The organism is Bradyrhizobium sp. UFLA06-06, from assembly GCF_054820065.1.
Genome location: NZ_JADFUD010000026.1, coordinates 1 through 26,127, shown reverse-complemented (window position 1 = coordinate 26,127; position 26,127 = coordinate 1). Strand labels below are relative to the sequence as shown.

Annotated in this window: 26 protein-coding genes and 1 pseudogene; 17 read left to right on the top strand and 10 right to left on the bottom strand. The window is 65.0% G+C overall.

Annotated elements, in window-relative coordinates; translation table 11 throughout:
- Positions 1-40: 40 nt before the first annotated feature.
- Positions 41-1,018: a LysR family transcriptional regulator gene (locus tag IF803_RS22365; protein WP_028344383.1), complete on the bottom strand. Its 978-nt coding sequence runs from the start codon at positions 1,016-1,018 to the stop codon at positions 41-43.
- Between the two features lie 232 nt (positions 1,019-1,250).
- Here IF803_RS22365 and IF803_RS22360 point away from each other — a divergent pair, with 232 nt between their 5' ends.
- The 9 genes from IF803_RS22360 to IF803_RS22320 all read left to right on the top strand — a co-directional run bounded on the left by IF803_RS22360 (position 1,251) and on the right by IF803_RS22320 (position 8,080).
- Complete coding sequence (locus tag IF803_RS22360; RefSeq protein ID WP_439711131.1) at positions 1,251-2,480, top strand: ABC transporter substrate-binding protein; 1,230 nt, start codon at positions 1,251-1,253, stop codon at positions 2,478-2,480.
- A complete protein-coding gene (locus IF803_RS22355; protein ID WP_461193488.1) occupies positions 2,456-3,184 on the top strand; it encodes a nitroreductase in 729 nt (242 codons plus the stop codon). Before IF803_RS22360 ends, IF803_RS22355 begins: the two co-directional genes overlap by 25 nt.
- 13 nt (positions 3,185-3,197) lie before the next feature.
- Entirely contained in the window at positions 3,198-3,737 is a 540-nt protein-coding gene (locus IF803_RS22350; protein WP_225164047.1) for a 4-hydroxylaminobenzoate lyase, read from the top strand.
- Between the two features lie 38 nt (positions 3,738-3,775).
- The gene (gene pcaH / locus IF803_RS22345; protein WP_461193487.1) at positions 3,776-4,477 is read left to right on the top strand and encodes a protocatechuate 3,4-dioxygenase subunit beta; all 702 of its coding nucleotides are present in this window, start codon (positions 3,776-3,778) and stop codon (positions 4,475-4,477) included.
- A 1-nt stretch (position 4,478) separates the two neighbouring features.
- Positions 4,479-5,081, top strand: a complete 603-nt coding sequence (pcaG, locus tag IF803_RS22340) for a protocatechuate 3,4-dioxygenase subunit alpha (RefSeq protein ID WP_461193486.1) — start codon at positions 4,479-4,481, stop codon at positions 5,079-5,081.
- A gap of 140 nt (positions 5,082-5,221) precedes the next feature.
- Positions 5,222-5,545, top strand: coding sequence for an ArsR/SmtB family transcription factor (locus tag IF803_RS22335; RefSeq protein WP_461193485.1), 324 nt, complete (start codon positions 5,222-5,224; stop codon positions 5,543-5,545).
- Positions 5,546-5,556: 11 nt separating this feature from the next.
- Positions 5,557-6,021, top strand: coding sequence for an SRPBCC domain-containing protein (locus IF803_RS22330; protein ID WP_461193484.1), 465 nt, complete (start codon positions 5,557-5,559; stop codon positions 6,019-6,021).
- 21 nt (positions 6,022-6,042) lie between these two features.
- Entirely contained in the window at positions 6,043-6,894 is an 852-nt protein-coding gene (locus tag IF803_RS22325; protein ID WP_461193483.1) for a shikimate dehydrogenase, read from the top strand.
- 16 nt (positions 6,895-6,910) lie between these two features.
- Entirely contained in the window at positions 6,911-8,080 is a 1,170-nt protein-coding gene (locus IF803_RS22320) for a Gfo/Idh/MocA family protein (RefSeq protein ID WP_461193482.1), read from the top strand.
- 290 nt (positions 8,081-8,370) lie between these two features.
- Here IF803_RS22320 and IF803_RS22315 read toward each other — a convergent pair whose 3' ends face one another.
- The 4 genes from IF803_RS22315 to IF803_RS22300 all read right to left on the bottom strand — a co-directional run bounded on the left by IF803_RS22315 (position 8,371) and on the right by IF803_RS22300 (position 13,359).
- Positions 8,371-9,681 (bottom strand): ABC transporter substrate-binding protein, encoded by a 1,311-nt coding sequence (locus IF803_RS22315; protein WP_461193481.1) that lies wholly within the window; start codon positions 9,679-9,681, stop codon positions 8,371-8,373.
- 291 nt (positions 9,682-9,972) lie between these two features.
- Complete coding sequence (locus tag IF803_RS22310; RefSeq protein WP_038387626.1) at positions 9,973-11,529, bottom strand: MDR family MFS transporter; 1,557 nt, start codon at positions 11,527-11,529, stop codon at positions 9,973-9,975.
- 185 nt (positions 11,530-11,714) lie between these two features.
- Entirely contained in the window at positions 11,715-12,887 is a 1,173-nt protein-coding gene (locus IF803_RS22305; RefSeq protein ID WP_461193480.1) for an HlyD family secretion protein, read from the bottom strand.
- Complete coding sequence (locus tag IF803_RS22300) at positions 12,880-13,359, bottom strand: MarR family winged helix-turn-helix transcriptional regulator (protein WP_085970781.1); 480 nt, start codon at positions 13,357-13,359, stop codon at positions 12,880-12,882. Before IF803_RS22300 ends, IF803_RS22305 begins: the two co-directional genes overlap by 8 nt.
- Before the next feature lie 167 nt (positions 13,360-13,526).
- Here IF803_RS22300 and IF803_RS22295 point away from each other — a divergent pair, with 167 nt between their 5' ends.
- From IF803_RS22295 to IF803_RS22285, 3 genes and pseudogenes are all read left to right on the top strand, one after another.
- Complete coding sequence (locus IF803_RS22295) at positions 13,527-14,015, top strand: Fur family transcriptional regulator (protein ID WP_026191999.1); 489 nt, start codon at positions 13,527-13,529, stop codon at positions 14,013-14,015.
- A 311-nt stretch (positions 14,016-14,326) separates the two neighbouring features.
- Positions 14,327-15,113: pseudogene (locus IF803_RS22290) on the top strand (DMT family transporter).
- Between the two features lie 118 nt (positions 15,114-15,231).
- Positions 15,232-15,420 carry a hypothetical protein gene (locus IF803_RS22285; RefSeq protein ID WP_038387623.1) on the top strand — a complete coding sequence of 63 codons (189 nt, stop codon included), beginning with the start codon at positions 15,232-15,234 and terminating at the stop codon, positions 15,418-15,420.
- Between the two features lie 232 nt (positions 15,421-15,652).
- On the opposite strand, the gene IF803_RS22280 is transcribed toward IF803_RS22285, so the two are convergent.
- Positions 15,653-16,528 (bottom strand): sulfurtransferase, encoded by an 876-nt coding sequence (locus IF803_RS22280; protein WP_461193479.1) that lies wholly within the window; start codon positions 16,526-16,528, stop codon positions 15,653-15,655.
- A 259-nt stretch (positions 16,529-16,787) separates the two neighbouring features.
- Between IF803_RS22280 and ispG the strand changes: the two genes are divergently transcribed.
- The 3 genes from ispG to IF803_RS22265 all read left to right on the top strand — a co-directional run bounded on the left by ispG (position 16,788) and on the right by IF803_RS22265 (position 20,718).
- Positions 16,788-18,077, top strand: coding sequence for a flavodoxin-dependent (E)-4-hydroxy-3-methylbut-2-enyl-diphosphate synthase (gene ispG / locus IF803_RS22275; RefSeq protein WP_461193478.1), 1,290 nt, complete (start codon positions 16,788-16,790; stop codon positions 18,075-18,077).
- A 268-nt stretch (positions 18,078-18,345) separates the two neighbouring features.
- Complete coding sequence (locus IF803_RS22270; RefSeq protein ID WP_038387091.1) at positions 18,346-19,239, top strand: TauD/TfdA dioxygenase family protein; 894 nt, start codon at positions 18,346-18,348, stop codon at positions 19,237-19,239.
- Positions 19,240-19,377: 138 nt separating this feature from the next.
- On the top strand, positions 19,378-20,718 hold the full coding sequence (locus IF803_RS22265; protein WP_461193477.1) for a Rieske 2Fe-2S domain-containing protein: 1,341 nt from the start codon (positions 19,378-19,380) through the stop codon (positions 20,716-20,718).
- Positions 20,719-21,049: 331 nt separating this feature from the next.
- On the opposite strand, the gene IF803_RS22260 is transcribed toward IF803_RS22265, so the two are convergent.
- Positions 21,050-22,657: a Na+/H+ antiporter gene (locus IF803_RS22260; protein WP_461193476.1), complete on the bottom strand. Its 1,608-nt coding sequence runs from the start codon at positions 22,655-22,657 to the stop codon at positions 21,050-21,052.
- 108 nt (positions 22,658-22,765) lie between these two features.
- A complete protein-coding gene (locus IF803_RS22255; RefSeq protein WP_016847513.1) occupies positions 22,766-23,140 on the bottom strand; it encodes a nuclear transport factor 2 family protein in 375 nt (124 codons plus the stop codon).
- A gap of 199 nt (positions 23,141-23,339) precedes the next feature.
- On the opposite strand from IF803_RS22255, the gene IF803_RS22250 reads away from it, so the two are divergent.
- Positions 23,340-23,774: a GFA family protein gene (locus IF803_RS22250; RefSeq protein ID WP_461193475.1), complete on the top strand. Its 435-nt coding sequence runs from the start codon at positions 23,340-23,342 to the stop codon at positions 23,772-23,774.
- A gap of 77 nt (positions 23,775-23,851) precedes the next feature.
- On the opposite strand, the gene IF803_RS22245 is transcribed toward IF803_RS22250, so the two are convergent.
- Both IF803_RS22245 and IF803_RS22240 read right to left on the bottom strand, forming a co-directional pair.
- Entirely contained in the window at positions 23,852-24,532 is a 681-nt protein-coding gene (locus IF803_RS22245) for a DUF1345 domain-containing protein (RefSeq protein ID WP_411783784.1), read from the bottom strand.
- Positions 24,533-24,550: 18 nt separating this feature from the next.
- Positions 24,551-25,471 carry a polyprenyl synthetase family protein gene (locus IF803_RS22240; protein ID WP_304557356.1) on the bottom strand — a complete coding sequence of 307 codons (921 nt, stop codon included), beginning with the start codon at positions 25,469-25,471 and terminating at the stop codon, positions 24,551-24,553.
- Positions 25,472-25,670: 199 nt separating this feature from the next.
- On the opposite strand from IF803_RS22240, the gene IF803_RS22235 reads away from it, so the two are divergent.
- The coding region (locus IF803_RS22235; protein WP_461193474.1) for a transglycosylase domain-containing protein at positions 25,671-26,127 on the top strand (457 nt) is incomplete at its 3' end.

Sequence of the window (26,127 nt, the reverse complement as noted above, 5' to 3'; positions counted from 1 at the left end):
GCTAGAGCGCGATGATGATTCACTCCAATCTCATCGCGCTTTAGCGGCCGCGCCTGAGTTCTTCGGTGGCGCGCCGGAGCACCTCGTGAAGCCATTCGTGCGAAGGCTCGTCCTCGACGCGTTCGTGCCAGAGCAGCCGAACCTCCACCGGCGTCGTGGTGTAAGGCAGTTCGTAGGTCGTGATCGCATGCGCCTGCTCGAGCGCACGCGCCAGCGGCCGCGGGACGATGGCAGCAAGTTCGGAATCGATCAGCAGTGCGGGCAGGGCAAGGAAGTGCGGCAGCGAGACCGCGATCCGTGGCGGCCGGTCGCTGTCGGACAGCGCCCGTTCGAGCGCGGGGCGGTCGTACATCTCCGAACGCCTGGCGAGCCCGCGCTCGGAGATGAAGCCGCCGATCGCGCCCTCCTGCTCGCCGCCAAAGGACACCACGACCAGCGGCAAGGTCGCGAGCTTTGCCTTGTCGAGCCGGCCAAGCTTGCGTTTCTTGCCGACAATCAGCACGTCGTCATATTCGAACAGCAGTGCCGTGCGGAAGCGGCTCGGCGGCGACGAGAACACGCCGATCGCAACGTCGATGCGGCCGAGGTCGATCTGCTCGGCAAGATCGATCCGCGTCACCGGCTTGATGGTGAGGTCGATCGCCGGAGCTTCCCGACCCAGGATCTTCAGCAGCGGCGGCGCCAGCACCATCGTCGTGAAGTCGTTGGCGGCCAGCGTGAACGGTTTTGTGGAGGCCGCCGGCGCGAAGGTCGGCAGCTCGACCGCGGCCTCCAGCGATCGCAGCGCCTGGCGGACCTGCGGCGCCATCGTCAACGCGCGCGCCGTCGGCTGCATGCCGGTGGCCGTGCGCACGAACAGGTCGTCGTCCAGCATTTCGCGCAGTCGCGCCAGCGAGTGGCTGACGGCGGACTGGCTCAGCGCGACCTTCTGGCTGGCCCGCAGCACGCTGCGCTCCTCCATGACTGCGTCGAACACCTTGAGCAGATTGAGATCCAGGGTCTTGAAGGAAACGGACACGCTGCGAGTCCTGTCTGTAGCGGATCGCTCGCCTCGGCAAAATTCCACGATCGACGGCAGTTAAGGCCAGCCGTCTGGCGGATGCAACCGAGCGGATTCTCCACGAGCGTATTGCCGTGTCGTCACCACCAGCCATCTGAAGCCGGTTCAGGATCACTCTGCAAGACTTTCACTTCCGCAACGCGGCGTTCTGGCCAAGATTGCCGGCACCGGGTTGGGAGGAGAAAAAGCGATGAAGGCCTGGGTGATGTCGGCCCGAAGTGGCGCGCGTAAATCGATCGGACTGGCGTTGATGCTGGTGGCGACAGGGACGTCGGCGATTGCACAGAGCGGGCCGGTCAGGCTCGGCGTGCTGACCGACATGTCGTCGCTCTACGCCGACAATGGCGGCCAGGGCTCGGTGGTCGCGGCGCAGATGGCCGTGGACGATTTCAAGGGCAAGGTGCTCGGGCGCCCGATCGAGATCGTCGCCGGCGATCACCAGAACAAGGCGGATATCGGCTCGGCGATTGCCCGGCGCTGGCTGGAGAACGACAATGTCGAGGCCATCCTCGACGTCCCGAATTCCGCGGTCGCACTGGCGGTGCAGGGCATCACGCGCGACAAGACGAAGCTGTTCCTCGCCACCGGCGCGGCAACGTCCCGGCTGACCGGCGACGAGTGCTCGCCGACCGGCATCCACTGGACCTACGATACCTATGCGCTGTCGCAGGGGACGACGAGGGCGATTTCGCGCCTCGGCGCCAAGTCCTGGTTCTTTCTTTCGGCCGACTACTCGCTCGGTGCGCAGCTCGAGGCCGACAGCCGCAAGGTGATCGATGCCACCGGCGGCAGGGTCGTCGGCGCCGTGAAACACCCGATCAACACGCCCGATTTCTCGTCCTTCCTGCTGCAGGCGCAGGCGTCCAAGGCCGACGTGATCGCGCTCGCCGATGCGGGCGGCGACTTCATCAACGCCGTGAAGCAGGCCGGCGAGTTCGGCGTGACGCGCGGGCAGAAGCTTGCCGGCCTGATCGTCTTCATCGCCGACATTCACAGCCTCGGGCTGCAGAGCGCGCAAGGCCTGATGCTGAGCTCGGCGTTCTACTGGGACCTCAACGACGAGACGCGCGCGTGGTCGAAGCGCTTCATCGAGAAGACGAAGAAGGTGCCCACCATGATCCACGCCGGCACCTATGGTGCGGTCATGCACTACCTCAAGGCGGTCGAAGCCGCCGGCACGCTCGATGGGCCGACTGTCGCCGCCAAGATGCGCGAATTGCCGGTCAACGATTTCATGACCCGCAACGGCAGGATCCGTCCGGACGGCCGGCTGGTCCGCGACATGTATCTGTTCCGCGTCAAGTCGCCGGAGGAGTCGAAATACCAGTTCGACTACTACCAGCTGCTGGCCACGATCCCGGGGGAAGAGGCCTTCAGACCGATGGAGGATGGCGGATGCTTGCTCGTGAAGAAGTCATGATCGACCGGGACGCGGCGTGCGGCGCTGCGCGCAATCCGATCGACGAGGTGATCGCCGGCCGGCTGTCGTGCCGTGAGTTCTCCGGCAGTCCGGTCTCGCGCTCGACCATCGAGCAGATCCTGCGCGTGGCGCGGTTCGCGCCGAGCGGTGCGAACATCCAGCCCTGGCACGTCTACGTGCTCGCCGGCGTCGTCAAAACCGAGGTGTCGGCTGCGCTTCTGCATGCGTATGAGAACGAGCCGGGCGAGCACGTCTCCGAATATCAATACTACGCAAGCGCCTTCCCCGAGCCGTATCTCGGCCGTCGTCAGGAGTTCGGGCGATTGTTCTATGACTCGCTCGGGATCGCGCAAAGCGATACTGCGGCGAGGAGCCGGCAGACCGCAAAGAACTTCATGTTCTTCGGCGCGCCGGTTGGATTGATCGTCACCATCGATCGGCGCCTGGCGATGGGAAGCTGGCTCGATCTCGGCATGTTCATCCAGAACGTGATGCTGGCGGCGGTCGGACGCGGGCTGCAATCCTGTCCGCAGGAAACCTTCGCCAGATTCCATCGGATATTGCGTCCGCTGCTGTCGATCCCCACCGAGCAGATGGTGGCCTGCGGGATCTCGATGGGCCACCCCAGGGAGCGGTCGCGCACGCGGCTGATGCCGCGCGCGGAACTGGAGGCATTCGCCTCCTTCAAGGGTTTCGAGGATTAGACAGGAGAAAGTCATGGGAAGCCGGGAACAGCTTATCGAACGCAGCATTCCGTTTCTGCGCGAGGTCAAGGACATGACGCCGAGTGCGGCGATGGAGCGATGGCTCAACGAGACCTATGGAGAGGACAGCGCGCTGTACCAGGATCTGGCCCGCCTCATCAAAATGGGAGTCGAGGAGGGCTGGGCCGCAAACCAGGAGGTGGAAGGTCCGAACTATCGGCGCAGCCGCATCCTTGAGCCAGTCCCCGAGACGTTCCAGTTCAGCATCACCGCGGTCTACATGAACAGCGCCGATCCGCGCCGCTTCAAGGACGAGGACGATCACGACGTGCTGCGCGGGCAATATCATGGCCATCCCTATGGCGAGCTCAACCTCGTCGTTCCCCTCGACAAGGGCGCGCAGCTGAAGGGATTGCAGGGCTGGCAGGGGCCGGGCTGGACGGCGCCGGATCCCGGCAGCCGGCATTATCCGGAGGTGAGGGGCGGCGCGGTCATCGCGCTGTTCTATCTGCCGGCCGGGCGCATCTCCTACGATTTCAAGGCGCCGGCCTGATATCCGGCGCGGGCGGCAATCCGGTCTGGAGAAAGCACATGACGTTGATCTATCCGATCGCTTCGAACAGCGTCCATCCTGCGCGCCTGTCGCCTGCGTACCGCAGCGCGATCAAGCGTGCGCCCACGAAGCCGCTGATCCCGATGCGGCACACGCTCTCGGAGCTGACCGGGCCGGTCTATGGTCATGAGACCGTGCGGGCGCACGACAACGATCTCACCATCCAGGCCAAGGGCGAGCCGCTCGGCGAGCGCATCATCGTGCACGGCCATGTGCTCGACGAGGACGGCCGCGGCGTGCCCAACACCTTGGTCGAGCTGTGGCAGGCCAATGCCTGCGGCCGCTACATTCATGTCGTCGATCAGCACCCGGCGCCGCTCGATCCGAATTTTACGGGCGCCGGCCGCACGCAATCCGATGCCAAGGGCTACTACAAGTTCATCACCATCAAGCCCGGCGCCTATCCCTGGGGTAATCACCACAATGCCTGGCGACCGGCGCATATCCACTTCTCGGTGTTCGGCCACTCCTTCGTCTCACGGCTCGTCACCCAGATGTACTTTCCCGGCGACCCCTTGTTTCCGTTCGATCCGATCTTCAACTCGGTGACGGATGCGAAGGCGCGGGCGCGGATGATCTCCTCGTTCGATCTCGACAACACCAAGCCGGAATGGGCGCTGTGCTACCGCTTCGATATCGTGCTGCGCGGACGCAATGCCACGCCGATGGAGACCAAGTAACGTGCCGAACCCGCGTCCTGATGGAATCACGCCTTCGCAGACCGTCGGTCCCTATTTCAAGTATGGCCTGACGCCGAACGGCGAGTATGAATGGAACGACGCCTTCACCAACAACCTCTTGACGGGCGACGTCTCGGGCGAGCGCATCCGCGTCGAGGGCAAGGTCTATGACGGCGACGGCGCCGTGATCCCGGATTGCATGCTGGAGATCTGGCAGGCCGATGCGCAGGGCCGCTTCTCCGATCCGCAGGATGCGCGCGCGTTGCCGAACTCCTCGTTCAAGGGCTTTGGCCGCTGCGGCACCGACAAGAACGGCGCCTACGCCTTCGACACCATCAAGCCGGGCGTGGTGCCGGATGCCGACGGCAAGCCGCAGGCCCCGCACATCGGGCTTGCGGTGTTCGCGCGCGGCATGCTGCTGCATCTCTACACCCGGATCTATTTCGAGGACGAAGCTGGCAACGCCGCTGATTCCACGCTGGCGCTGGTGCCGGCCGATCGTCGCCCGACGTTGATCGCGAGGCGCAAGGCCGGCACGGGCAACGCCTACACCTTCGACGTCCATCTGCAGGGCAACAACGAGACGGTGTTCTTCGACGTCTAGCTGCGCGCCGCGAGCCGCGCGCAATTCCAGCATTGAAGGGGACCGAAATCCGCTGCGCGCGTTCGCCGCAGCGGATTTTGCTTGACCATGCGCAATCAGTTATATAACTAATAATTTATATAACTGATTTCAGATCAAGCATGGCCAATCTCGACGCCGCCTTTTCCGCGCTCGCCGACCCGACCCGCCGGGCGATCCTGGCGCGCCTCGCGCTGGGCGAGGCGACTGTGATGGAGCTGGTCGAGCCGTTCGACATGACCCAGCCTGCGATCTCCCGCCATCTCAAGGTACTCGAGGGCGCCGGCCTGATCGTGCGGCGCATCGAAGGCACCAAGCGGCCGTGCCGGCTCGCGCCATCGGCGGTTGCCGAGATCGATCAATGGCTCGGCATGCTGCGGCGCGCGCTGGAAACCAATTACGACCGGCTGGACGGCGTGCTGGCCGCAATGAAGCCTCAGCAGTGAAGGGTATCCCCATGAGCAAGTTGACGCTGAAGACCGAAGGCGACCGCTATGTCGTCGTGACCAGGCGCTTCGTCGCGCCGCCGGAGGCGGTGTATCGCGCGCATACCAAGCCGGAGCTGTTGCAGAAATGGCTGCTCGGTCCCGACGGCTGGACCATGCCGGTCTGCATCAGCGAGGCGAAGCCCGGCGGCAGGATCCGCTACGAATGGATCGACGGCAAGGGCGGCGGCTTCCATCTGACCGGCGAATATGTCGCGCTCGAACCGTTCAGCCGCATCGTCCATGTCGAGCGCATGCATCTGCCGGATCCGACGCCTGACAATCATGTCGAGACGCGCTTCACGCCCGACGGCGACGGCACCTTGATGACGATGCGAATGACGCTGCCGGACGCGGAGACGCGCGCGGCGATGCTCGCGACTGGCATGGAGCACGGCATGGAAGACAGCTATGCTCGGCTCGACGCCATGAGCTGAGCGTGACTGACGTGAGGGACAATGCGCGACCGTTTCCTGACGGGGCTGATTGGCTATCCGATCGCGCATTCGGCGGCGCCCGCGATGCATGAAGAGGCCGCAGCAGCGCTCGGCGTCCGCTGTCACTACCAGCTGATCGAGGTCAAGGGCGCCGATCGCGACGATCTGCGCGCGATGCTGGAGGGCATCAGGCGGCTCGGCTTTGCCGGCGTCAATGTCACCTTTCCCTACAAGGAGGCGGTGGTCGAGCTGCTCGATGACCTCGCACCCGATGCGCGCGCGATCGGCGCGGTCAACACCATCGTCGCCGATGGTGCGCGGCTGGTCGGACACAACACCGACGCGTCAGGTTTTGTACGCGCGATCGCGCCGCTGCTTGCATCAGCGCCGCGCGGCCCGATCGCGCTGATCGGTGCCGGCGGCGTCGGCAAGGCGATCGCCTTCGCGCTCGCCGGCCTCGGTGTCGGTGAACTGCGCATCTTCGACGCCGATAGCGTCAGGGCAGCGCAGCTTGCCGCCCAATTGGCGGATCGCCATGTGGTCCACGCCGCTAGCATCGTGACCGCGGCGCACGGCGCCGTCGGTCTCGTCAACGCAACGCCGGTCGGCATGCTGCCGAGCCGCGACACGCCGGTGCCGGATGCGCTGCTTCATCGCTCGATGTGGATCGCCGATGCGGTCTACACGCCGCTCTGGACGCCGCTGCTGACCATGGCGAAGGAAAGGGGCGCAGATGTTCTGACCGGACGCGACCTCGCGATCAATGCGTCGGGCGATGCGTTCGAGCTGTTCACGGGGTTGACGCCGCCGTACGCCGTGATGGCAAATGCGTTCGACGCGGTGATGGCCGCACGCTACTCTCCGCCCGCCTGAAGGGCGGAGACATCAAATGACAAAAATCAGGATCGGGCTGGCCGGCTGCGGCTTCGTGTCGGAGCTGCACATGGTTGCCTACCGGCGCGTCTATGGCGTCGACGTCGAGGTGAGGGCGGTCGCGGCGCGCGGCGATCATGTCAACGAGTTCGCCCGCAAGCACGCAATCCCGAATGCCTATCGCAGCTTTGCCGAGCTGATCGCCGACGCTGATATCGACGTCATCGACATCTGCACGCCGCCCAATCTGCATGCTGGGATGATCGTCGAGGCAATGCAGGCCGGCAAGCACGTGATCTGCGAGAAGCCGTTCAGCGGCTATTTCGGCCGCGACGGCGACAAGGCGCCGATCGGCAGGCATGTGCCGAAGGCGCTGATGTATCAGCGGGTGATGGAGGAGATGGAGAAAACCCGCGCTGTGATCGAGCGAAGCGGAAAACTCTTCATGTATGCCGAGGACTGGATCTACGCGCCGGCGGTGACCAAGACCGCGGAGATCATCCGCGCCACAGGCGACAAGATCCTGTTCATGAAGGGCGAGGAGAGCCATTCCGGCTCGCATGCGGCGCATGCCGCCGAGTGGGCGATGACCGGCGGCGGCTCGCTGATCCGGATGGGCTGCCATCCCCTGTCGGCGCTGCTCTATCTCAAGCAGGTCGAGGCGCGCGCGCGCGGCGAGACCATCACGGTCGCGAGCGTGACCTGCGACGTCGGCAATGTCACCGCCGGCCTTAAATCCGAAGAGCGCGCCTACATCAAGGCCAATCCGGTCGATGTCGAGGATTGGGGCACGCTGACCGCAACCTTCTCCGACGGCACCAAGGCCACGGTGTTTTCGGGCGACATGATCATGGGCGGCGTGCGCAACCTGATCGAGACCTATACGAGCGGCGGCTCGCTATTCGCCAACATCACCCCGAACACGCATCTGACGAGCTACCAGACCTCCGAGGAGAAGCTCGCGTCCGTCTACATCACCGAAAAGGTCGATCGCAAAACCGGCTGGCAATATGTCTGTCTCGAGGAGGAATGGACCCGCGGCTACCTGCAGGAGATCCAGGATTTCATGGAGTGCGTGACGACCGGGCGGCAACCGCTCGCGGACCTCGCGCTGGCGTATGAGACGACCAGGGTGAACTACGCCGGCTATTGGGCGGCGGATGAGGGCAGGCGGGTGGTGCTGTAGGCGCGCGCTCTTCCCTTCTCCCTTGTGGGAGAAGGTGGCGCGCGTAAGCGCGCCGGATGAGGGGTTGTCACCGCGTCATTCGCTCGAGCGGCAAGGCGACATCTTCTTACCTCGCCCCGCTTGCGGGGAGAGGTCGGATTGCATCGCCAGATGCAATCCGGGTGAGGGGGTACAGGTCTCAAAACTCGCACCGCCGCGCGGAGAGAGCCCCTCACCCCAACCCTCTCCCCGCAAGAGCGGGGCGAGGGAGCGCAGCCCCGACGCGGCGGCAGTCTCGCCTCGTCGCCACCCTACGCCCCGTACACCGAGCCCTTCGGCAGCGGGAACACCGGATCCTGCGTGCGGATATTGGTCGGCCACACCACGGTGATGCGCTCGCCGGCGTTCTGCATCACGACCGGCGTCGAGCGCTCGTTCTGGCCGGACAGCGGCGTGCCCGGCGGATAGAACTTCACGCCATAGCCCTGGATGGTGCCGCCTGCTGGGATGTCGACGTCGAGCGCCGCCTTGCGGATCGCCTCCGGATCGAAGCCGCCATATTTCTCCTTGGCGACCGGCAGCACATTGTTGAGCAGGATCCAGGTCTGGTTGAAGCCCATCGAGCAGTGCGGCGGCACCTCGGTCGCGTTGGTCTTCTCGCGGTAGCGCGCGACCATGGTCTTGGTGAGGTCGCCGATTCCCGGCGCGAGCTTGGCCGGATCGAGCAGCTGCGCCGGCACCGGATCGATGTTGCAGAAATTGTCGATGTCGGCGCCGAAGGTCGCGCGCAGCTTGTCGAGCTGGCTGTAGCCGGCGCCGGCGCCGAACAACATCTTGAACTTCAGCCCGCTCTCGCGCGCCTGGCGCAGGAACAGCGTGATGTCGGGATTGTAGCCGGCATGCGAGATCACGTCGGCCTTGGCGCGCTTCAGCTTGGTGACCAGCACCGAGAGATCGGGCGCGGAGGCGGAATAGCCCTCCTTCAGCACGACCTGCAGCCCGACCTCCTTGGCGAAGGCTTCGTCGGCGGCCGCGACCCCGACGCCATAGGGGCCGTCCTCGTGGATCAGCGCCACCTTGACGTCCTTCGGCTCCATGCCAAGCTTGGTCTTGGCGTGCTCGTTGATGAAGCTCGCGAAGGCTTGGCCATACTGGTCGGAATGGATCTGCGCGCGGAACACGTATTGCAGGTTCTTGTCCTTGAACACGGCGGTCGAGACCGCGGTCGTGATCCACAGGATCCGCTTCTGCTGCTCGACCTTGGCGGCGAGCGGCACCGCGTGCGAGCTCGCGAACACGCCGTTGAGAATGTCGACCTTCTCCTGGTCGATCAGGCGATTGGCCTCGTTGATCGCGACATCGGGCTTGCTCTGGGAATCGACGTTGACCGGCGCGATCTTGTACTTGCCGCCGACGCCGCCCTTCTCGTTGACGAGGTCGATCGCGATCTGGGTGCCGATCGAGGAGGCGACCGAGCCGCCGGCGGCGAACGGGCCGGTCAGGTCGTAGATCACACCGATCCGGACCGTTTCGGCCTGCGCCTGCGCCCGTGTCCAATCCAAGCTGAAAGCAGCGGCGGCAGCCGCTGAAGTCTTCAGCAGCGTCCTGCGTGAAGTCGGCATCGCGTCCTCCCCTGAAACCGTCAGTTGTGTGACGGGTCTTGCTTGTTTTCGCGGAGTATTGGGAGGCGAGGTCGGAAAGTCAACGCGGCTTGCGGCTGCGGCGTCTTGCGCTTTAGGAGGGTTGGCCGCAACAAAGACTGTCGTCGCCCGGCTCGACCGGGCGACCCAGTATTCCAGAGGCCGCAGTGCTTGAGCCGATAGGCCGCGGCGTACTGGATCGCCCGGTCAAGCCGGGCGATGACACCGATAAAGCGGTGAGGGGCGCGCTATCGGACACATAGACGTTGAAACCTACTCCATCACCGCGGCATGGTCCGACGGCGCGGACTGCGAGCGCAGCGTGGCCTTGGTCGAGCCGATCATCAGCGCGAGCGGGATCGAGACCAGGATGAACAGCATCACCAGCTGGTAGTCGTGCGAGAACGCGATGATCTGCGACTGCGCCGCCACCATCTTGTCGGCCATCGCGCGGCCGGCGTCGGTGTTGAGGTTGATCATGCCCGATACGTCGGGCATCTGCAGCGCGTGGTTGAACGGATTGATCTGCTCCGACAGCTTTGCGTAGATCCGCCGTCCGCCTTCCGTCAGCTGCGCGATCACGATCGAGATGCCGACCGAGCTTGCGACGTTGCGCAGCAGCGTCAGCATCGAGGTGCCGTCGGTGCGCAGATGGTTGGGCAGCGACATGAACGCCACCGTCGACAGCGGCACGAACACGAGGCCGAAGCCAAAGCCCTGAACCACGCTGACGACGATGATCTCGTTGGCCTGGGTCATGTCGGTCCAGCCGGTCATCTGGAACAGCGAGGCCGCGGTCAGCGCCAGGCCGGAGATGATCAGCGTGCGCGCCTCGATATAGCGCATCATGCGGCCGACCAGCATCATCGCGACGAAGGTGCCGGCGCCGCGGGTCGCCAACAACAGGCCCGCGGTGATGATCGGGTAGCCGACCACGTTCTGCAGATAGGGCGAGGACAGCGCCATGGTCGAATACAGCACGAGGCCCATGACAGTCATGAACACGCAGCCGCCGAGGAAGTTCTTGTCCTTGAACAGCGCGAACTGGATGAAGGGCCGGCTGGTTGTCAGCGAATGGGCGAAGAAATAGTAGAAGCCGACCGCGGAGACGATGAATTCGATCATGATCTCGTTGGATTCGAGCCAGCCGAGCTGCTCGCCGCGGTCGAGCGCGAGCTGAAGCGAACCGATCGCGACCGCGAGCGCGCCGAACCCGAACCAGTCGAAGCGCAGATTGAGGTCCTGCTTGGTTTCGTCCATGAAGACCGCAAGGCCGAGCACGGTGATCGCGCCGAACGGCAAATTGACGAAGAACACCCAGTGCCAGGAATAGGTCTCGGTCAGCCAGGCGCCGAGCGAGGGCCCCATGATCGGGCCCATCATCACGCCCATACCCCAGATCGACATCGCTTTGGCACGCTCATGCAGCGCGTAGGAGTCGAGCATCACGGCCTGCGACAGCGGCACCAGCGCCGCGCCGAACACGCCCTGCAGCAGGCGGAACAGCACCATCTGGTTGATGTCCTGCGCCAGGCCGCAGAACACCGAGGCGACCGTGAAGCCGGCCGAGCAGATGATGAAGATGCGCTTCCGGCCATAGCGGTTGGCGATCCAGCCGACCGGCGCGGTCATGATCGCGGCCGCGACGATGTAGGAGGTCAGCACCCAGTTGATCTGGTCCTGCGAGGCCGACAGCGAGCCCTGCATATAGGGCAGCGCAACGTTGGCGATCGTGGTGTCGAGCGCCTGCATGATCGTCGCGGTCATCGCGCAGATCGTCACCATGTTCCGGCGCATGCCGGGCACGGCTGATGGTGACGGTGCATTCATTCAGGTCGGTCCTGTTCGAGCGTTGGAGTCACCTCTCCCGCTTGCGGGGGAGGTCGGCGCGTAGCGCCGGGTGGGGGCTCTCTCCACAACATGACTCGTGGAGAAAGCCCCCACCCCGGCCCTCCCCCGCAAGCGGGAGAGGGGGCGCACTGTCTCTGCGGTCGACTATCGACCGCTTCTTATCTCTATTCGTGGTCCGGGTGCGCCGAGGCCGGCGCCAGCCCGAGCAGGCCGGCCAGCGTGCGGCGGTGGTTGGTGTCGATCGTCGCGTAGACGCTCATGCCGGCTTTCAGCTTCTTCACGAACGGATCGTTCTCGTCGAAGTAGATCCGCACCGGCACACGCTGCACCACCTTGACGAAGTTGCCGGTCGCGTTCTGCGGCGGCAGGATCGCGAATTGCGCGCCGGTGCCGGGCGAGAGCGAGCCGATCTTGCCCCTGAACTGATGGTTCGGGAACGCGTCGACGTCGAGCTCAACCGGCTGGCCGACCGCGACATAGGTGAAGTCGCTCTCCTTCGGATTGGCGTCGACCCAGGGATGGTCGACATCGATGACCGAGAACACCGGCGAGCCGGCGGCGACGAAGCGGCCGAGCTGGATCTGGTCGACCTGGGTCGCGACGCCGTCCATCGGCGCGCGCAGCACGGTGTGGTCGAGATTGCGCTGGGCGTCGTCGAGCTTGGCCTTGGCCTGGGCGTAGGGCGGGAACTGCTCGATCGGCAGGTCGATATCGCCGAGCAGCTGCGTCTTGTCCTTGGAGATCTGCTGCCTGATGTATTGCGCCAGACTCTCGGCCGTCACTTGCGCATTCGCCGCGTTGTCGAGGTCGAGCTGCGAGCCGAAATTCTGCTTGGCCAGCGTCGACTTGCGCTCGACGTCGCGCTTCTTCAATTCGATGCTCTGCTGGGCGAATTCCAGCATCCTGCCGTTGATCTTGATGTTGTCGACCAGGTTGTCATAGGCGGTCCTGGTCTGGTCGAGCGCGGCCTTGGCCTGCGCCACCGCGAGGCGGAACGGCACCGGGTCGATCTCGAACAGCTCGTCGCCCTTCTTGACGTGCTGGCCTTCCTTCACGACGATCTTGTCGATCTTGCCGGAGATTTCCGGCGTGATCAGCACCTTCTGCGCCCCGACATAGGCGTCGTCGGTGCCGACATAGCGGCCGCCATTGAGATAGAACACGATGCCGCCGATCGCAGCGAGCGTCGGCAGCACGACCAGCAGCAGCACCCGGCGATAGCGCCGCAGGCCCGCCATCAGGCGACGGCGCGGCGCGCGGCTGGCCTTGCCCGACGGCGCAGGCTCGCCCGGATTGCTCTTCTGCTCGGGCGCCAGCTTGAGGACGGGTTCAGCCATAGCGCTGTTCCTTTCGGGAGGGCTCGCCGGCTGGGGTTTGGACGGCATTGCGAACGTTTTCCTTGATCGATTCCAATTGGGTGAGCAGGCGATACGCGTCAGCGGGGCTGATGCCCTCGAGCGCGGTCGCGGTGAGTTCGGAGCGGAGGCCGGCGAGCTTGCCGAGCAGCGGGCGGGCGGCCTTCTTCAGATAGAGGCGGTTGACGCGGCGGTCGTTCTCGTCGCTGCGGCGTTCGATCCAGCCATTGTCGCAGAGCTTGTCGATCAGCCGCGTCAGCGTGATCGGCTGCACCTCGAGCAGCTCGGCGAGCTCGGTCTGTTTCAACCCCTCCTGGCGTTCCACCTTGGACAGCACGGCCCATTGCGCGCGGGTGATGCCGTAGCGCGCGGCCTCCTTGTCGGCGTAGACCCGGATCAGCCGGAACACTTCGCCCAGCGTAAACAAGAAATCGGTGTCCACCGAACCGCGCATCGATCCTGCCTCCATAAGCTTGGGATATAATAAGCTTGCTTATGATTTCTGCATGCCGGGTTAACGCGAGGCTGCCCCGCATTGCGGGCATGGCTGCAACGCGGCGGCGGCCCGGGGCTGGGAGCCGGGCTTTGGGAACGGGCGCGCAAATGCTACATATCGAGGCAATGAGCCTAGCCAAGCCGACATTTCCTGCCCCCGACCACGATCACGGCCGCTGCGCCGCGGACGCGATGGCGCATGCCGAGCAGGTGTGTGCGCGCCGCGGCCAGAAATTCACCCCGATCCGCCGTCAGGTGCTGCAGGCGCTGCTGTCGAGCCATCGCCCGCTCGGCGCCTATGAGGTGATCGACGAGCTGGCCAAGACGATGCCGCGGCCGGCACCGATTACCGTCTACCGCGCGCTCGACTTCCTGATGGAGAATGGCCTCGTCCACCGCATCGAGAGTCGCAACGCCTTCCTCGCCTGCGCGCATGACCATGACGAGACCTCGATGGTGGCGTTCCTGATCTGCGACCATTGCGGCTCGGTCGGCGAGATCCCGGCCGCCCCCGTCGCGCAAAGCCTGACCGCGGCGGCGCGGGCCTCGGGGTTCATCCCGAAACTCTCCGTCGTCGAGATCGCCGGCACCTGCGCGCATTGCCAGAAGACGTGATGCGCGATGGTTTCAGCTAACTCGCACTGCTTTCGAGCTACCTCGCCCCGCTTGCGGGGAGAGGTCGAAATTCGCGGTAGCGAATTTCGGGTGAGGGGGACTCTCCGCACGCTCGGCTCTATCGAATTTGCGGCGACGGCCCCTCACCCCAACCCTCTCCCCGCAAGAGCGGGGCGAGGGAGCCCAACCGGCAATTAACAACACGGCACCAAGCCGGCCCGCGAGGAAACATGTCGACCCAAGCGATCTCCGCCAGCGTCACGAGGCCCGTCAGCGTCGGACACGGGCTGCCGCCCGGCGCCATCGCCGTGATGCTGATGCTGTGCGTGAGCTGGGGCTTCAACCAGCTTGCGGTGAAACTCGCGCTGCCCGACGTGCCGCCGATGTTGCAGGCGTTGATCCGCTCCGCCGGCGCGCTGCCGGTGATGCTGATCGTCGGCCACCTGCGCGGCGTCAAATTCTTCGAGCGCGACGGCACGCTCGTGCCCGGCATCATCGCCGGGCTGATGTTCGGCTGCGAGTTCGTGCTGATCTTCACCGGCCTCGTCTTCACCTCGGCCTCGCGTGCCTCGGTGTTCCTCTACACCGCGCCGTTCTTCGTCGCGCTCGGCTCGCACCAGTTCCTCGGCGAGCGTCTCTCGACCGTGCAGTGGAGCGGGCTTGCGCTGAGCTTTGCCGGCGTCGCGCTCGCGATCGGCGTGCCGCAGCCGAACGTCGATGCCAAGGTGCTGCTCGGCGACTGTCTCTTATACACATCTGACGCTGCCGACGAACATGTGTATAAGAGACAGGATCGCGGGCGAGCGCATCGAGCATGTGCCGAGCGCGCTGTCGATCTCGCTGCTCGCCTATCAGGCGGTCTGGGTGGTGGGCTGCACGTTTGTCATCTGGTTTGCGATGGTGAAAACCTACTCCGCGAGCAAGCTGTCGGCCTTCACCTTCGTCACGCCGCTGTTCGGCGTCGTCGCGGCCTATTTCATCATGCACGACACACTGACGGCGGTGTTCGGCGTCGCCGCGCTGCTGGTGGTCGCCGGGCTTTATCTCGTCAACAAGCCCGACCCGAAGGTGACGCCGGATCCCAATGTGCCGGCGTGAGAGCGCGGCACATCATCGGCGGCGAATGAGGCCGCTTGATGCGGTGTTGATTTACATCAACACTGCCACCGATACTCCGTGAACCCTCCCATGGGAGGAAGGCCGTGGAGGCGCGCTGATGCCAATCGATGCCACCGATGCAATTGAAGCCGGTATTCGCTCCGCGTTCACCGCATACTCCAAGGAGGATGATCCGGACTGGCGGAGCGCGTGCTGGATCAAGCCGGATGAGTGCTCCCACCTCGCACGGAGCATCTTGAAAGAATTGGCGGCCCGAGGCCTTGAGATCGTCAAGAAGCCGGCTTGATCGCCCGCGCCACCGGGCCGCTGCGACAAAAGCTGACGCCTTAGTGGCAGGTGTCCTCTCGTAAGCGCGCCAAACATTCAGCGTCGTCCTGGCGAAGGCCAGGACCCATTACCCCAACTGTCGGTTGTTGCGCGACGCTGGGGGCCGCTTTCCCGTTCACAAGCAAATTCGGTGGTTATGGGTCCTGGCCTTCGCCAGGACGACGGAGGAGACATCGCGCCCCGCCCCGTCACTACCCCCTCTCGATCGGCAGAGACTCATCCTTCGCCCATTCACCCATCGAGCCATCGTAGAGCGTGAGATTGTCGTAGCCGAGCCGATGCAGCTGAAACAGGTCGATGGTCGCGGAGATGCCGCCGCCGCAATAGGCGACGACGCGCTTGTCCCTGGTGATGCCTTGCGCGGCGAAGGTTGCTTCGGCCTCCTCAAGCGGCACGAACGTCTTGGCCTTGGGATCGATCAAGGTCGCCGCCGGCACGCTGACGCTGCCGGGGATGCGGCCGGGCCGGCCGTAACGGCTCGGCTCCAGTCCCTTGTAGAATTGCGGGCCGAGCGCATTGACGATGACGGTGTCGCCCTCCGTGGTCGCGGCAAGCACGTCATGCTTGTCGACGAACATGCCGTCCTTCGGCCGTGCCGGAAACGTCGCCGGCGGATAGCCGCCGGCAAGTCCGGTCTCGATGTCACGTCCTTCGGCGGTCCATTTGTCGATGCCGCCGTCGAGCACCGCGGCACCTTCGAAGCCGAGCGAGCGCAGCATCCACCAGAACCGCGTCGCCCACATTGCGGTGCCGATCGAATAGAGCACGACGCGGCTGCCCGCCGAGATGCCGTGGCGGCCGAACGCGGCTTCGAGCTGCGCTGTCGGCGGCATCATGAAGCGCAGCTCGGTACGGGCCTCGGAGAACTCGGCCTGCAAATCCAGGAAATTCGCGCCCGGGATGTGGCCGGCCTCGAACGTCTGGCGGCCCGAGACGACAATATAGGGAACGTTGCTGCCGGCGGGGGCCGGCTCCAGATAGGTTGTGCAGTCGAACAGGCGAAGGTCCGGCCGGTTCAGGATCTCGGCAAGTTCCGCCGTGGTGATCAATTCGCTGTGGCCGGCCATTTCACGTCCTCCCGGAATGATCTTAAGGCAATGCTAAGATGCGCCAGATCACATGAAAAGCTGTCACTTTGCCCTTTGATTCACCCCAATCCGGTCCAATATAGCGGGGCATGCAGGACGCCGCTGCATGGCTTGCGTTTGGCCTCAATCGGCGCCATAAGCTGTTGAATTCACTCCGAAACATGATCGTTTGGCCCGCCGTCCGCGGGGCCCATCGCCCCCTTGGTGAATGTCACCAAAACCTGATATTCGAGACGCCATGAACAAGCCCGAGATTTTGCCGCAAGACGACGTCGCAGGCCCCGCGCCGCGGCACCAAACCACCCAGGTCATGGTCGGAAACGTCGCCGTCGGCGGCGGTGCGCCGATCGTCGTGCAGTCGATGACCAACACCGACACCGCCGATGTCGACGGCACCATCGCCCAGGTCGCCGCGCTCTCCCGCGCCGGCTCCGAGATGGTGCGCATCACCGTCGACCGCGAGGAAGCCGCTGCCGCCGTGCCGCACATCCGTGACGGCCTGCGCAAGCACGGCATCACCACGCCGCTGATCGGCGACTTCCACTATATCGGCCACAAGCTGCTCGCCGAATATCCGGCCTGCGCCGAGGCGCTCGACAAGTATCGCATCAATCCCGGCAATGTCGGCTTCAAGAACAAGCGCGACACGCAGTTCGCCGACATCATCGAGATCGCCAACAAGAACAACAAGCCGGTGCGCATCGGCGCAAATTGGGGCTCGCTCGACCAGGAGCTGCTCACCAAGCTGATGGACGAGAACACGGCGTCTGCGAATCCGCGCGATGCCCGCGCGGTGACCCGCGAGGCGATGGTGCAGTCGGCGCTGCTGTCGGCGGCCCGCGCCCAAGAGCTCGGCATGCCGAAGAACCGGATCATCCTCTCGGCGAAGGTCTCCGCCGTGCAGGACCTGATCGCGGTCTATCAGGAAGTCGTGCGCCGCTCGGATTATGCGATCCATCTCGGCCTCACCGAGGCCGGCATGGGCTCGAAGGGCATCGTGGCCTCCTCGGCCGCGCTCGGCATCCTGCTGCAGCAGGGCATCGGCGACACCATCCGCATCTCGCTGACGCCGGAGCCCGGCGGCGATCGCACGCTGGAAGTGCAGGTCGCGCAGGAATTGCTGCAGACCATGGGCTTCCGCACCTTCGTGCCGCTGGTTGCGGCCTGCCCGGGCTGCGGCCGCACCACCTCGACCACGTTCCAGGAGCTGGCGCGCTCGATCCAGGATTTCATCCGCGACGAGATGCCGGCCTGGAAGACCAAATATCCGGGCGTCGAGCAGCTCAACGTCGCTGTGATGGGCTGCATCGTCAACGGCCCCGGCGAATCCAAGCACGCCAATATCGGCATCTCGCTGCCCGGCACCGGCGAAGCGCCGGCCGCGCCCGTCTTCGTCGACGGCAAGAAGTTCCGCACCCTGCGCGGCCCGGGCATCGCCGCCGACTTCAAGGCACTGGTGATCGACTATATCGACCAGCGTTACGGCAACGGCGCCAAGCTGCCGGAGCAGGCCGGCGCCGCGGAGTAGTTTCGCTCCGCGCGTAACCCACACTCACGCGTGACCCACACTCAGTGTCGTCCCGGCGAAAGCCGGGACCCATAACCCCAGGCCGTGGTTATGGCGCGAGATGCGGGTTACCAGCCTTCGCAAAAACCCGACCCTGTGGTTATGGGTCCCGGATCTGCGCTCCGCTTCGCTACGCTTGTCCGGGACGACGGATATGCTTGCGGCGCGGATTGCGCTTCGCTCCATCCGGGCTACGATGGTCAAAACAAGAACCATCGGGAGAACGCCCATGAGCTCGCTGTCCGGCAAGCAAGGCCCGCGCTACCGCCACCTCGCCGACCAATCCGAGCCCTATGAGACCATCGGCGTCGAGAAGCTGACGCCGATCATCGGCGCGGAGATCTCCGGCGTCGATATCGGCAAGCTGGTCGGCGACGATGCGCGCTCCAACCGCCAGATGGACGAGATCCATCGCGCGCTCGCCGAAAACCTCGTCATCTTCTTCCGCGACCAGCACATCAGCCCCGACCAGCATCTCGCCTTCGGCCGCAAGTTCGGCGAGCTGCACGTGCACCCCGCCGCGCCCAATGAGGGCGATCCGGCGCTGATGAAGATCTACGCCGACAAGGATTCCCCGCGCGCCAATGGCGAGGGCTGGCACACCGACGTGTCCTGCGACCTCGAGCCGCCGATGGGCTCGATCCTCTACATCAAGCAGTGCCCGCCGCGCGGCGGCGACACCCTGTTCGCCAACATGTACGCCGCCTATGAGGCGCTGTCGGACCGCATGAAGGCCTATCTCGACGGGCTGACCGCGCTGCATGACGGCGAGCAGACCTATCGTGGCCTGTATGCGAACTACGGCGTCGCCGACAAACGGGAATATCCCCGCGCCGAACACCCTGTGGTCCGCACCCACCCGGTGACCGGCAAGAAATCACTCTACGTCAATCGCGGCTTCACCCGCTTCATCGTCGGCATCCCGCGCGACGAGAGCGACGCCGTGCTGGCCTATCTCTACCAGCACGCCGAGAACCCGCTGTTCCAGTGCCGCTTCCGCTGGACCGAGAACGCGATCGCGTTCTGGGACAACCGCTGCGCCCAGCATCGCGCGATGTGGGACTACTGGCCGCACACCCGCTCCGGCACCCGCGTCACCGTGAAGGGAGAGCGGCCGGTGTGAGGATTGCGCAGGATGGGTAGCTGCGTAGGATGGGTAGAGCGAGGCGAAACCCATCGTCTCATCGCGTGGATGCAAGTGATGGGTATCGCTGCGCTCCACCCATCCTACGAACTACAACGAAAAATCGGGAGACCGCCCATGCTCCGCGCTGAAGACAACAAATTCCTCACCGAATCCGGTGAGGGGACCGGCATGGGCGAGTTGCTGCGGCGGTTCTGGATTCCGGTGCTGCTGTCGGAGGAGCTGCCGGAGCCGGACAGCGACCCGAAGAAGATCGTGGTGATGGGCGAGGAGCTGCTCGCCTTCCGCGACACCAGAGGCGTGGTCGGCGTCATCGACCAATACTGCCCGCATCGCGGCGCCAATCTCTGGCTCGGCCGCAACGAGGAATGCGGCATCCGCTGCGTCTATCACGGCTGGAAGTTCGACACCGACGGCCGCTGCGTCGACATGCCGACGTCGTATCCCGACCTCAACGCAAAGGACCTGATCCGGATCAAGTCCTATCCGGTGCGCGAATGGGGCGACATGATCTGGGCCTATATGGGCCCGGCCGATCAGATGCCCGAACTGCCGGCGCTCGAGATGGCGCTGCTGCCGGCCTCGCACCGCTTCGTCACCAAGAAGTGGCAGGACTGCAACTGGGTGCAGGCGGTGGAAGGCTCGATCGACACCGCGCATTTCACCTTCGCGCATCTCTCCTTCGAGAAGGAGGAGAACGAGATCCTCGACATCAAGAAGCATTTCGTCAACCCGCTGACGCGGGTCGCGACCGATCACATGCGCTGGATCGCCGAGGATCCGCGGCCGGTGATCAAGATCAATCCGCATGAGGCGGGGCTGACGGTCGCGGGCGGGCGGCTCACCGGCAGCGACAACATCTATTGGCGCATCGCCCAATTCCTGATGCCGTTCCACAGCTATGCGCCGAGCTCGATGCCGGGCGAGAACATGTTCGGCCAGACCTTCGTGCCGGTCAGCGACACCAATTGCTGGATCTACACCTATGCGTGGAATCCGCACCGGCCGCTGACGGACGCGGAGCGCGACGGCTACGCCAACGGCAACGGCGTGATGGCTGTCGTCGACGAGAACTACGTGCCGCTGCGCAACAAGGCAAACGACTATCTGATCGATCGCAAGCTGCAGCGGACCAAGAGCTACACCGGCATCAAGGGCGTTTCCGAGCAGGACGCCGCGGTGCAGGACAGCCAGGGCCCGATCGCCGATCGCACCCGCGAACATCTCGGCCCGACCGATCTCGGCATCATGCATTTCCGCAAGCTCATGATGGAGGCGGCCCGCGCGCTGCAAAAGGGCGAGGCGCCGCCCCATGCTCAGCACCAGGATCGCTACACCGTGCGCTCCGGCGCCTGCGTCACCAGCAAGACCAAGGACCTCACCACCGTGATGATCGAACGGTTCGGCGATCCCGCCGGCTTCGTCGGCGGTCCCGGCCAGAACGCCGCCGCGGAGTAACCTTCGCTGTCGTCCCTGCGAAAGCAGGGACCCATAGCCACAGGTGTTTGTTGTTGTGCCACGCTGTGGCCCCAACCTTCGCCAAACCGGCAACGGTGGTTATGGGTCCCGGGTCAAGCCCGGGACGACGTGGGGAAACAGCGGCGCCTCACATTCAGTGTCGTCCCTGCGAAAGCAGGGACCCATAACCACAGTTGGAAATTGTTGGAATGGGCTGTGGCCGTAACCTGGTCGAATAACATCGATCGGTGGTTATGGGTCCCGGGTCGCGCTTCCGCCTTCGCACGTTGAGCTACGGCGGACGAGTCGCTTGCCCGGGACGACATCGGGGCTACAGCGGAATCCTGCGATATTCGCGGTTGGCGAGGCTCGCTTCCTCGAGGTCGAGGTCGCGCTCGATGCGCCGCCTGGTCTCGTCGGTGATCTTGCCGTCGCGCAGCAGCATATGGATGAACTTGCGCTCGGAGGCGATCAGCTCCCGCGTCAGCTCGGTGCCGGTGGCGGAGACGTCGTGGGTGTCGGGATTGAGCGAGTCGGGCAGCTGGTTGATGCGGATCTCGTGCCGCGAGCGCAACAGCTTGATCACCTCGTCGGAAAGCTCGCGGTCGTCGGTGATGGCATCGAGCGACTTCAGCGCGGCGTTCAGCGCCTCGCGCCGCGCCGCGATCTCCTGCTCGTGCTCGGCGATGTGCTCGCTGCGCCCGTCCTTGGCGAGGCCGAGCCAGCGCACCACCGGCGGCAGGGTGAGGCCGAGTCCGACCAGCGTCACGAAGATCACGCCGAAGGCGACGAACAGGATCAGGTCGCGATACGGGAAGGCGTCCCCGTTCGGCAGGGTCAGGGGCAGCGCCAGCGCCGCGGCGAGCGAGACCGCGCCGCGCACGCCGGTGAAGGCCACCACGAATACCGCCCGCCACGACGGCAGCGGATCGCGCTCGCTCACGCGCCGGCTGATCCAGCGCGGCAGATAGGTGCCGGGAAACACCCAGACGAAGCGCGCGACGATCACGATGACGGCGACCAGCACGGTCGCGGTGAGGATGTCGTGCAGCGGAAACGACTTCGACTTCTCGTACAGCGAGCGCATCTGGAAGCCGGTCAAGAGGAACAGCAGGCCCTCGATCAGATAGATGATCAGGTCCCAGAAGAAGATGCCCTGCAGGCGCGTCGCGGCCGAGATCAGCAGCGGTCCGTTCCAGCTCATGTAGAGGCCGCAGGCGACGGTCGCGATCACGCCGCTGCCGCCGACATGCTCGGGGATCCAGTAGGCGAGATAGGGCGTGATCAGCGACAGCGTGATCTCGACCTGCGGATCCCTGGCGCGGCGGCGGGCGCGCAGGCTGAGCCAGCCGACCGCGGTGCCGAACGCGATCTCGCCGGCGACGATGACGAGGAAGGTGCCGGTCGCCTTCGGCAGCGAAAACAGCCCGGTGGTGATCGCGGCGAGCGCGAAGCGGTAGAGGATCAGCGCGGTCGCGTCATTGGCGAGCCCTTCGCCCTCCAGCACCACCAGGATGCGGCGGGGCATGCCGAGCTTGCGGGCGATCGCCAGCGGCGCGACCACGTCCGGCGGCGCGACGATCGCGCCGAGCAGGAAGCCGATGCTCCAGGGCAGGCCGATCAGATAATGGGTCGCGGTTGCGACCATGAAGGCAGTGAAGATCACGCAGCCGACCGACAGCAGGATGATCGGTCGCAGGTTCGCCTTGAACTCGCGCCAGCTCATCGCGACGCTCGCCGAATAGATCAGCGGCGGCAGCACCACCAGCAGCACCAGCTCAGGCGGCAGTTCCAGCGACGGCATGCCCGGCACGAAGGCGAGCACGATGCCGACCAGCAGCAGCAGGATCGCGGGCGCGACATCGGTCCGCCGTGCCACCAGGGCGGTTCCCGCCAGCACGCCGAGCAAAGTGAGAAAAATCTGAAACTTGGCTTCCATAACGGGCTCAATTCGCCCGGAAACTAGCGCCAGTCAATGCGGTCCGGCCGGAGCCGGACCGCTGGGGCGTGTCACAAAGCCGTCGCGGGGCGCGCCGCGCCCGGTCGATCAATCCCTGAGGTCGTAGCGGTAGGACTTCGAGACGATCTGCCAGCCGTCGGCGAGCTTCATCGCCACCAGATAGTCGGTGAAATAGCGCGGCGGCAGCTGGCAGCGCACCTTGATGAAGGCGGTGTTGTCGTCGGAGCGGTCGATGGTGACGATAAAGTCCTCGCGCGGCTTGCCTTCGGCCTTCGCCGAGGTGCGCTTGCGCACCAAGGCAAGCCAGTCCGGCACGGTCAGGACCTTCAGCTCGCCCTTCTCCACCCAGCGCAAATCGGCGCTCGGATGAAAGGCCTCGGCGAGCTTGTCGGCATTGCTCTCGTAGAGACCGTCGAAATAGGTTTGCACGACGCTTTCGACGCTGGATCGATCTTGGCTCATCGGTTGGTCCTCCCGGCAGGATTGGATCGGCTGGAGCGTTTTCGAGCGAAGCGGTTGCCGGTTCGCGTGAAGACGCGTCAAAGCTCGAATCTGAAGCCCCCGTTCCGATTCAATTGGAACGGAAAGAGCTTTAGGATTTAGCCATGAACCGCCGGATTGCGCCATGGCCGGCGACAAAATTCTGCGTGAGGGACGAGTTGTGACCGCATCTGCAAATTCGAACGAACATATCCTGACCGGCGAATGCTTCTGCCGCGACGTGCGCTACGAGGTGGCCGACGCGTTTGCCTATGCGCTCAATTGTCACTGCTCGAACTGCCGGCGCACCACGGGATCGGCGTTCAAGCCGTTCGCGGGAATCGCGCGCGACAAATTCACCGTGGTCAGCGGCGCTGATGGGCTCCTGATCTATGGCGATGAGCTCACCCACGACGCGCATTGCCGCCGCTGCGGCTCGCTGCTCTATTCGCTGGTCCGCGGCGGCGCCTATGTCCACGTCGCGATGGGCACGCTGCGCGACGCGCCGGCGATCCGGCCGACCGCCCACATCTTCGTCGGCTCCAAGGCGCCGTGGTACGCGATAACGGACGATCTGCCGCAATATCAGGAGCACATGACGCAAGGCGGGGAATAAGTCGCGCGACGTTATCGGCGTGCTGCTTGTAGTCCTTGCCGGCCGCCTTGCGGACGGCATCTCATCAGGCGGCGCGGCTAGATCGCGCTCGCGGCGATGTTCACCATCAGGGCGAGCAGCGCGGTGTTGAACACGAACGAGATGATGCCGTGCACGGTCGCGGTGCGGCGGATGATCTTGTCGGTGATGCCGACGTCCGAGACCTGCGCCGTCATGCCGATCACGAACGAGAAATAGACGAAGTCCCAATAATCGGCGTCGACATGTTCCTCGCCGCTCGGAAACTGCAGGCCGCCGGGCGTCTTGCCGCGGTAATACTCATGGGCGTAGTGCAGCGCGAACGCGGTGTGCACCAAGGCCCATGACAGCGTGATGGTGACGATTGCCAGCGCCAGTCCGGCCGGGCTGCCCTTCGATGCGCCGAGCTCGAACACGATAGCCGCGAGGCTCGCCAGCGCGCCGAACGCGGTCAGCAGCAGGATCAGGAAACGGCCATCGTCCTGCAGCATGGCGCTTCGCTTGATATGGGCGACGCCACAGCGCAGCATCATCACATAGGCGAGCACGAGATAGAGCGCGGCGAAGGCATCCCAGCCCGCGAGCAGGCGCGTGACGATGCGCGGTGCTCCCGGCACCAGCAGCGCAGCCAGGATGCCGAAAGCGATCGAGCCGAACGTGCGCGGCCGGCCCACGACGACGCGGACCGGCAGCGGCAGCTTGCGGAAGCGAACAAGGCGGTCGTCGATCTCCCTGTTCATTTCCCGCGTTGCTCTCGGCTAGTTCTTGCGCTCGGCGACGAAACGGGCGGCCGCGCGCAGCACGTCGCCGCGGTCGCCGAACACCGACAGCGCGGCATCGGCGCGCGCCAGGAGATCGCGGACGCGCTGCTTGGCGCCATCGATGCCGAGCTGGGTGACGAAGGTGGTCTTGCCGAGCGCGGCGTCAGCGCCGGCCGGCTTGCCGAGCGCGGCAGCGTCGCCCTCGACGTCGAGCAAATCGTCGGCGATCTGGAAGGCTTCGCCGAGCGCTTTGCCGTAATCGTCGAGCGCCTGATATTCCTTCTGCGAGGACTGGCCGAGGATCGCGCCGGCGATGCAGCCGAAGCGGAGTAGCGCGCCGGTCTTCATCTGCTGCAAGCGCGCGACGTCGACCGGCTCTCGGTCGCCGAAGCGGCCTTCGCCTGCGAGGTCGAGGATCTGGCCGCCGGCCATGCCGCCGATGCCGGAGGCGCGCGCCAGCGCGCGGGTCAACAGCAGGCGGACCTGGGCGTCCTTGTGGATCGCATCGCGGGTGATGATGTCGAAGGCGATGGTGAGCAGCGCGTCGCCGGCGAGGATCGCGGTGGCGTCGTCATAGGCCTTGTGCAGGGTCGGGCGGCCGCGACGCAGATCGGAATTGTCCATCGCCGGCAGGTCGTCGTGGATCAGCGAATAGCAGTGGATGCATTCGAGCGCGGCGCCGACCAGCAGGGCGGCTTCGCGCGGGATGCCGAACACCGCCGCGCTCTCGACCACGAGGAACGGCCGCAGCCGCTTGCCGCCGCCGAGGCTCGAATAGCGCATCGCCTCGATCAGCCGCTTCGGGCGCACGATTTCGTCGCTTTCGGTCGCGTCGGACAGCAGTTTGGCGAGCAGGGCTTCGGTATCCTCCGCGGTCTGGTCCAGCCGCTTGGAAAACTCTGCAGTACCGGTCGTCATTAAGAATTGCTCCAGATCGATTTTCGGCCGGACAATCGTTGATGGCATCGGCTTCGTCAATTCCTGCCCTGCGACGGAATGCGCCTTAAAAGTGCTGGAAAAACCGTGAATTATCCCGCAGACGTCGACGGCGCCGGCCGTGTTCTGGCGGGCGGGTCCCAAATCCTTCCTGGAATGGTCCTCCCCGGAAACCCCTGTTTTGCGCATCGTCCGAATTTTATTGCTGCTTTTGCTGGCCCTGCTGTTGCTGCCGTATCTGGTGGCGCCGTTCTATCGCACCGGCCATCCGGTTTCGGCGCTGATGGCCTGGCGGACCCTGCGCGGGGCTCCGGTCACGCGGCACTGGATCGATTTCGGCGCCATGTCGCCCTACCTGGCGCGGTCCGTGGTCGGCTCGGAGGATGCTCATTTCTGCAAGCATCGGGGCATCGATTGGGGCGCGCTGCGCGAGGTGCTCGACGACGCCGAGGATGGCGAGGTGGCCCGCGGCGGCTCGACCATCACCCAGCAGGTCGCCAAGAACCTGTTCCTGTGGTCCGGCCGCAGCGTTGTCCGCAAGGGGCTGGAACTGCCGCTGGCGCTCTGGATCGATCTCGTGCTGCCCAAGCAGCGGATCCTGGAAATCTACCTCAATATCGCGGAAATGGGCCCGTCCG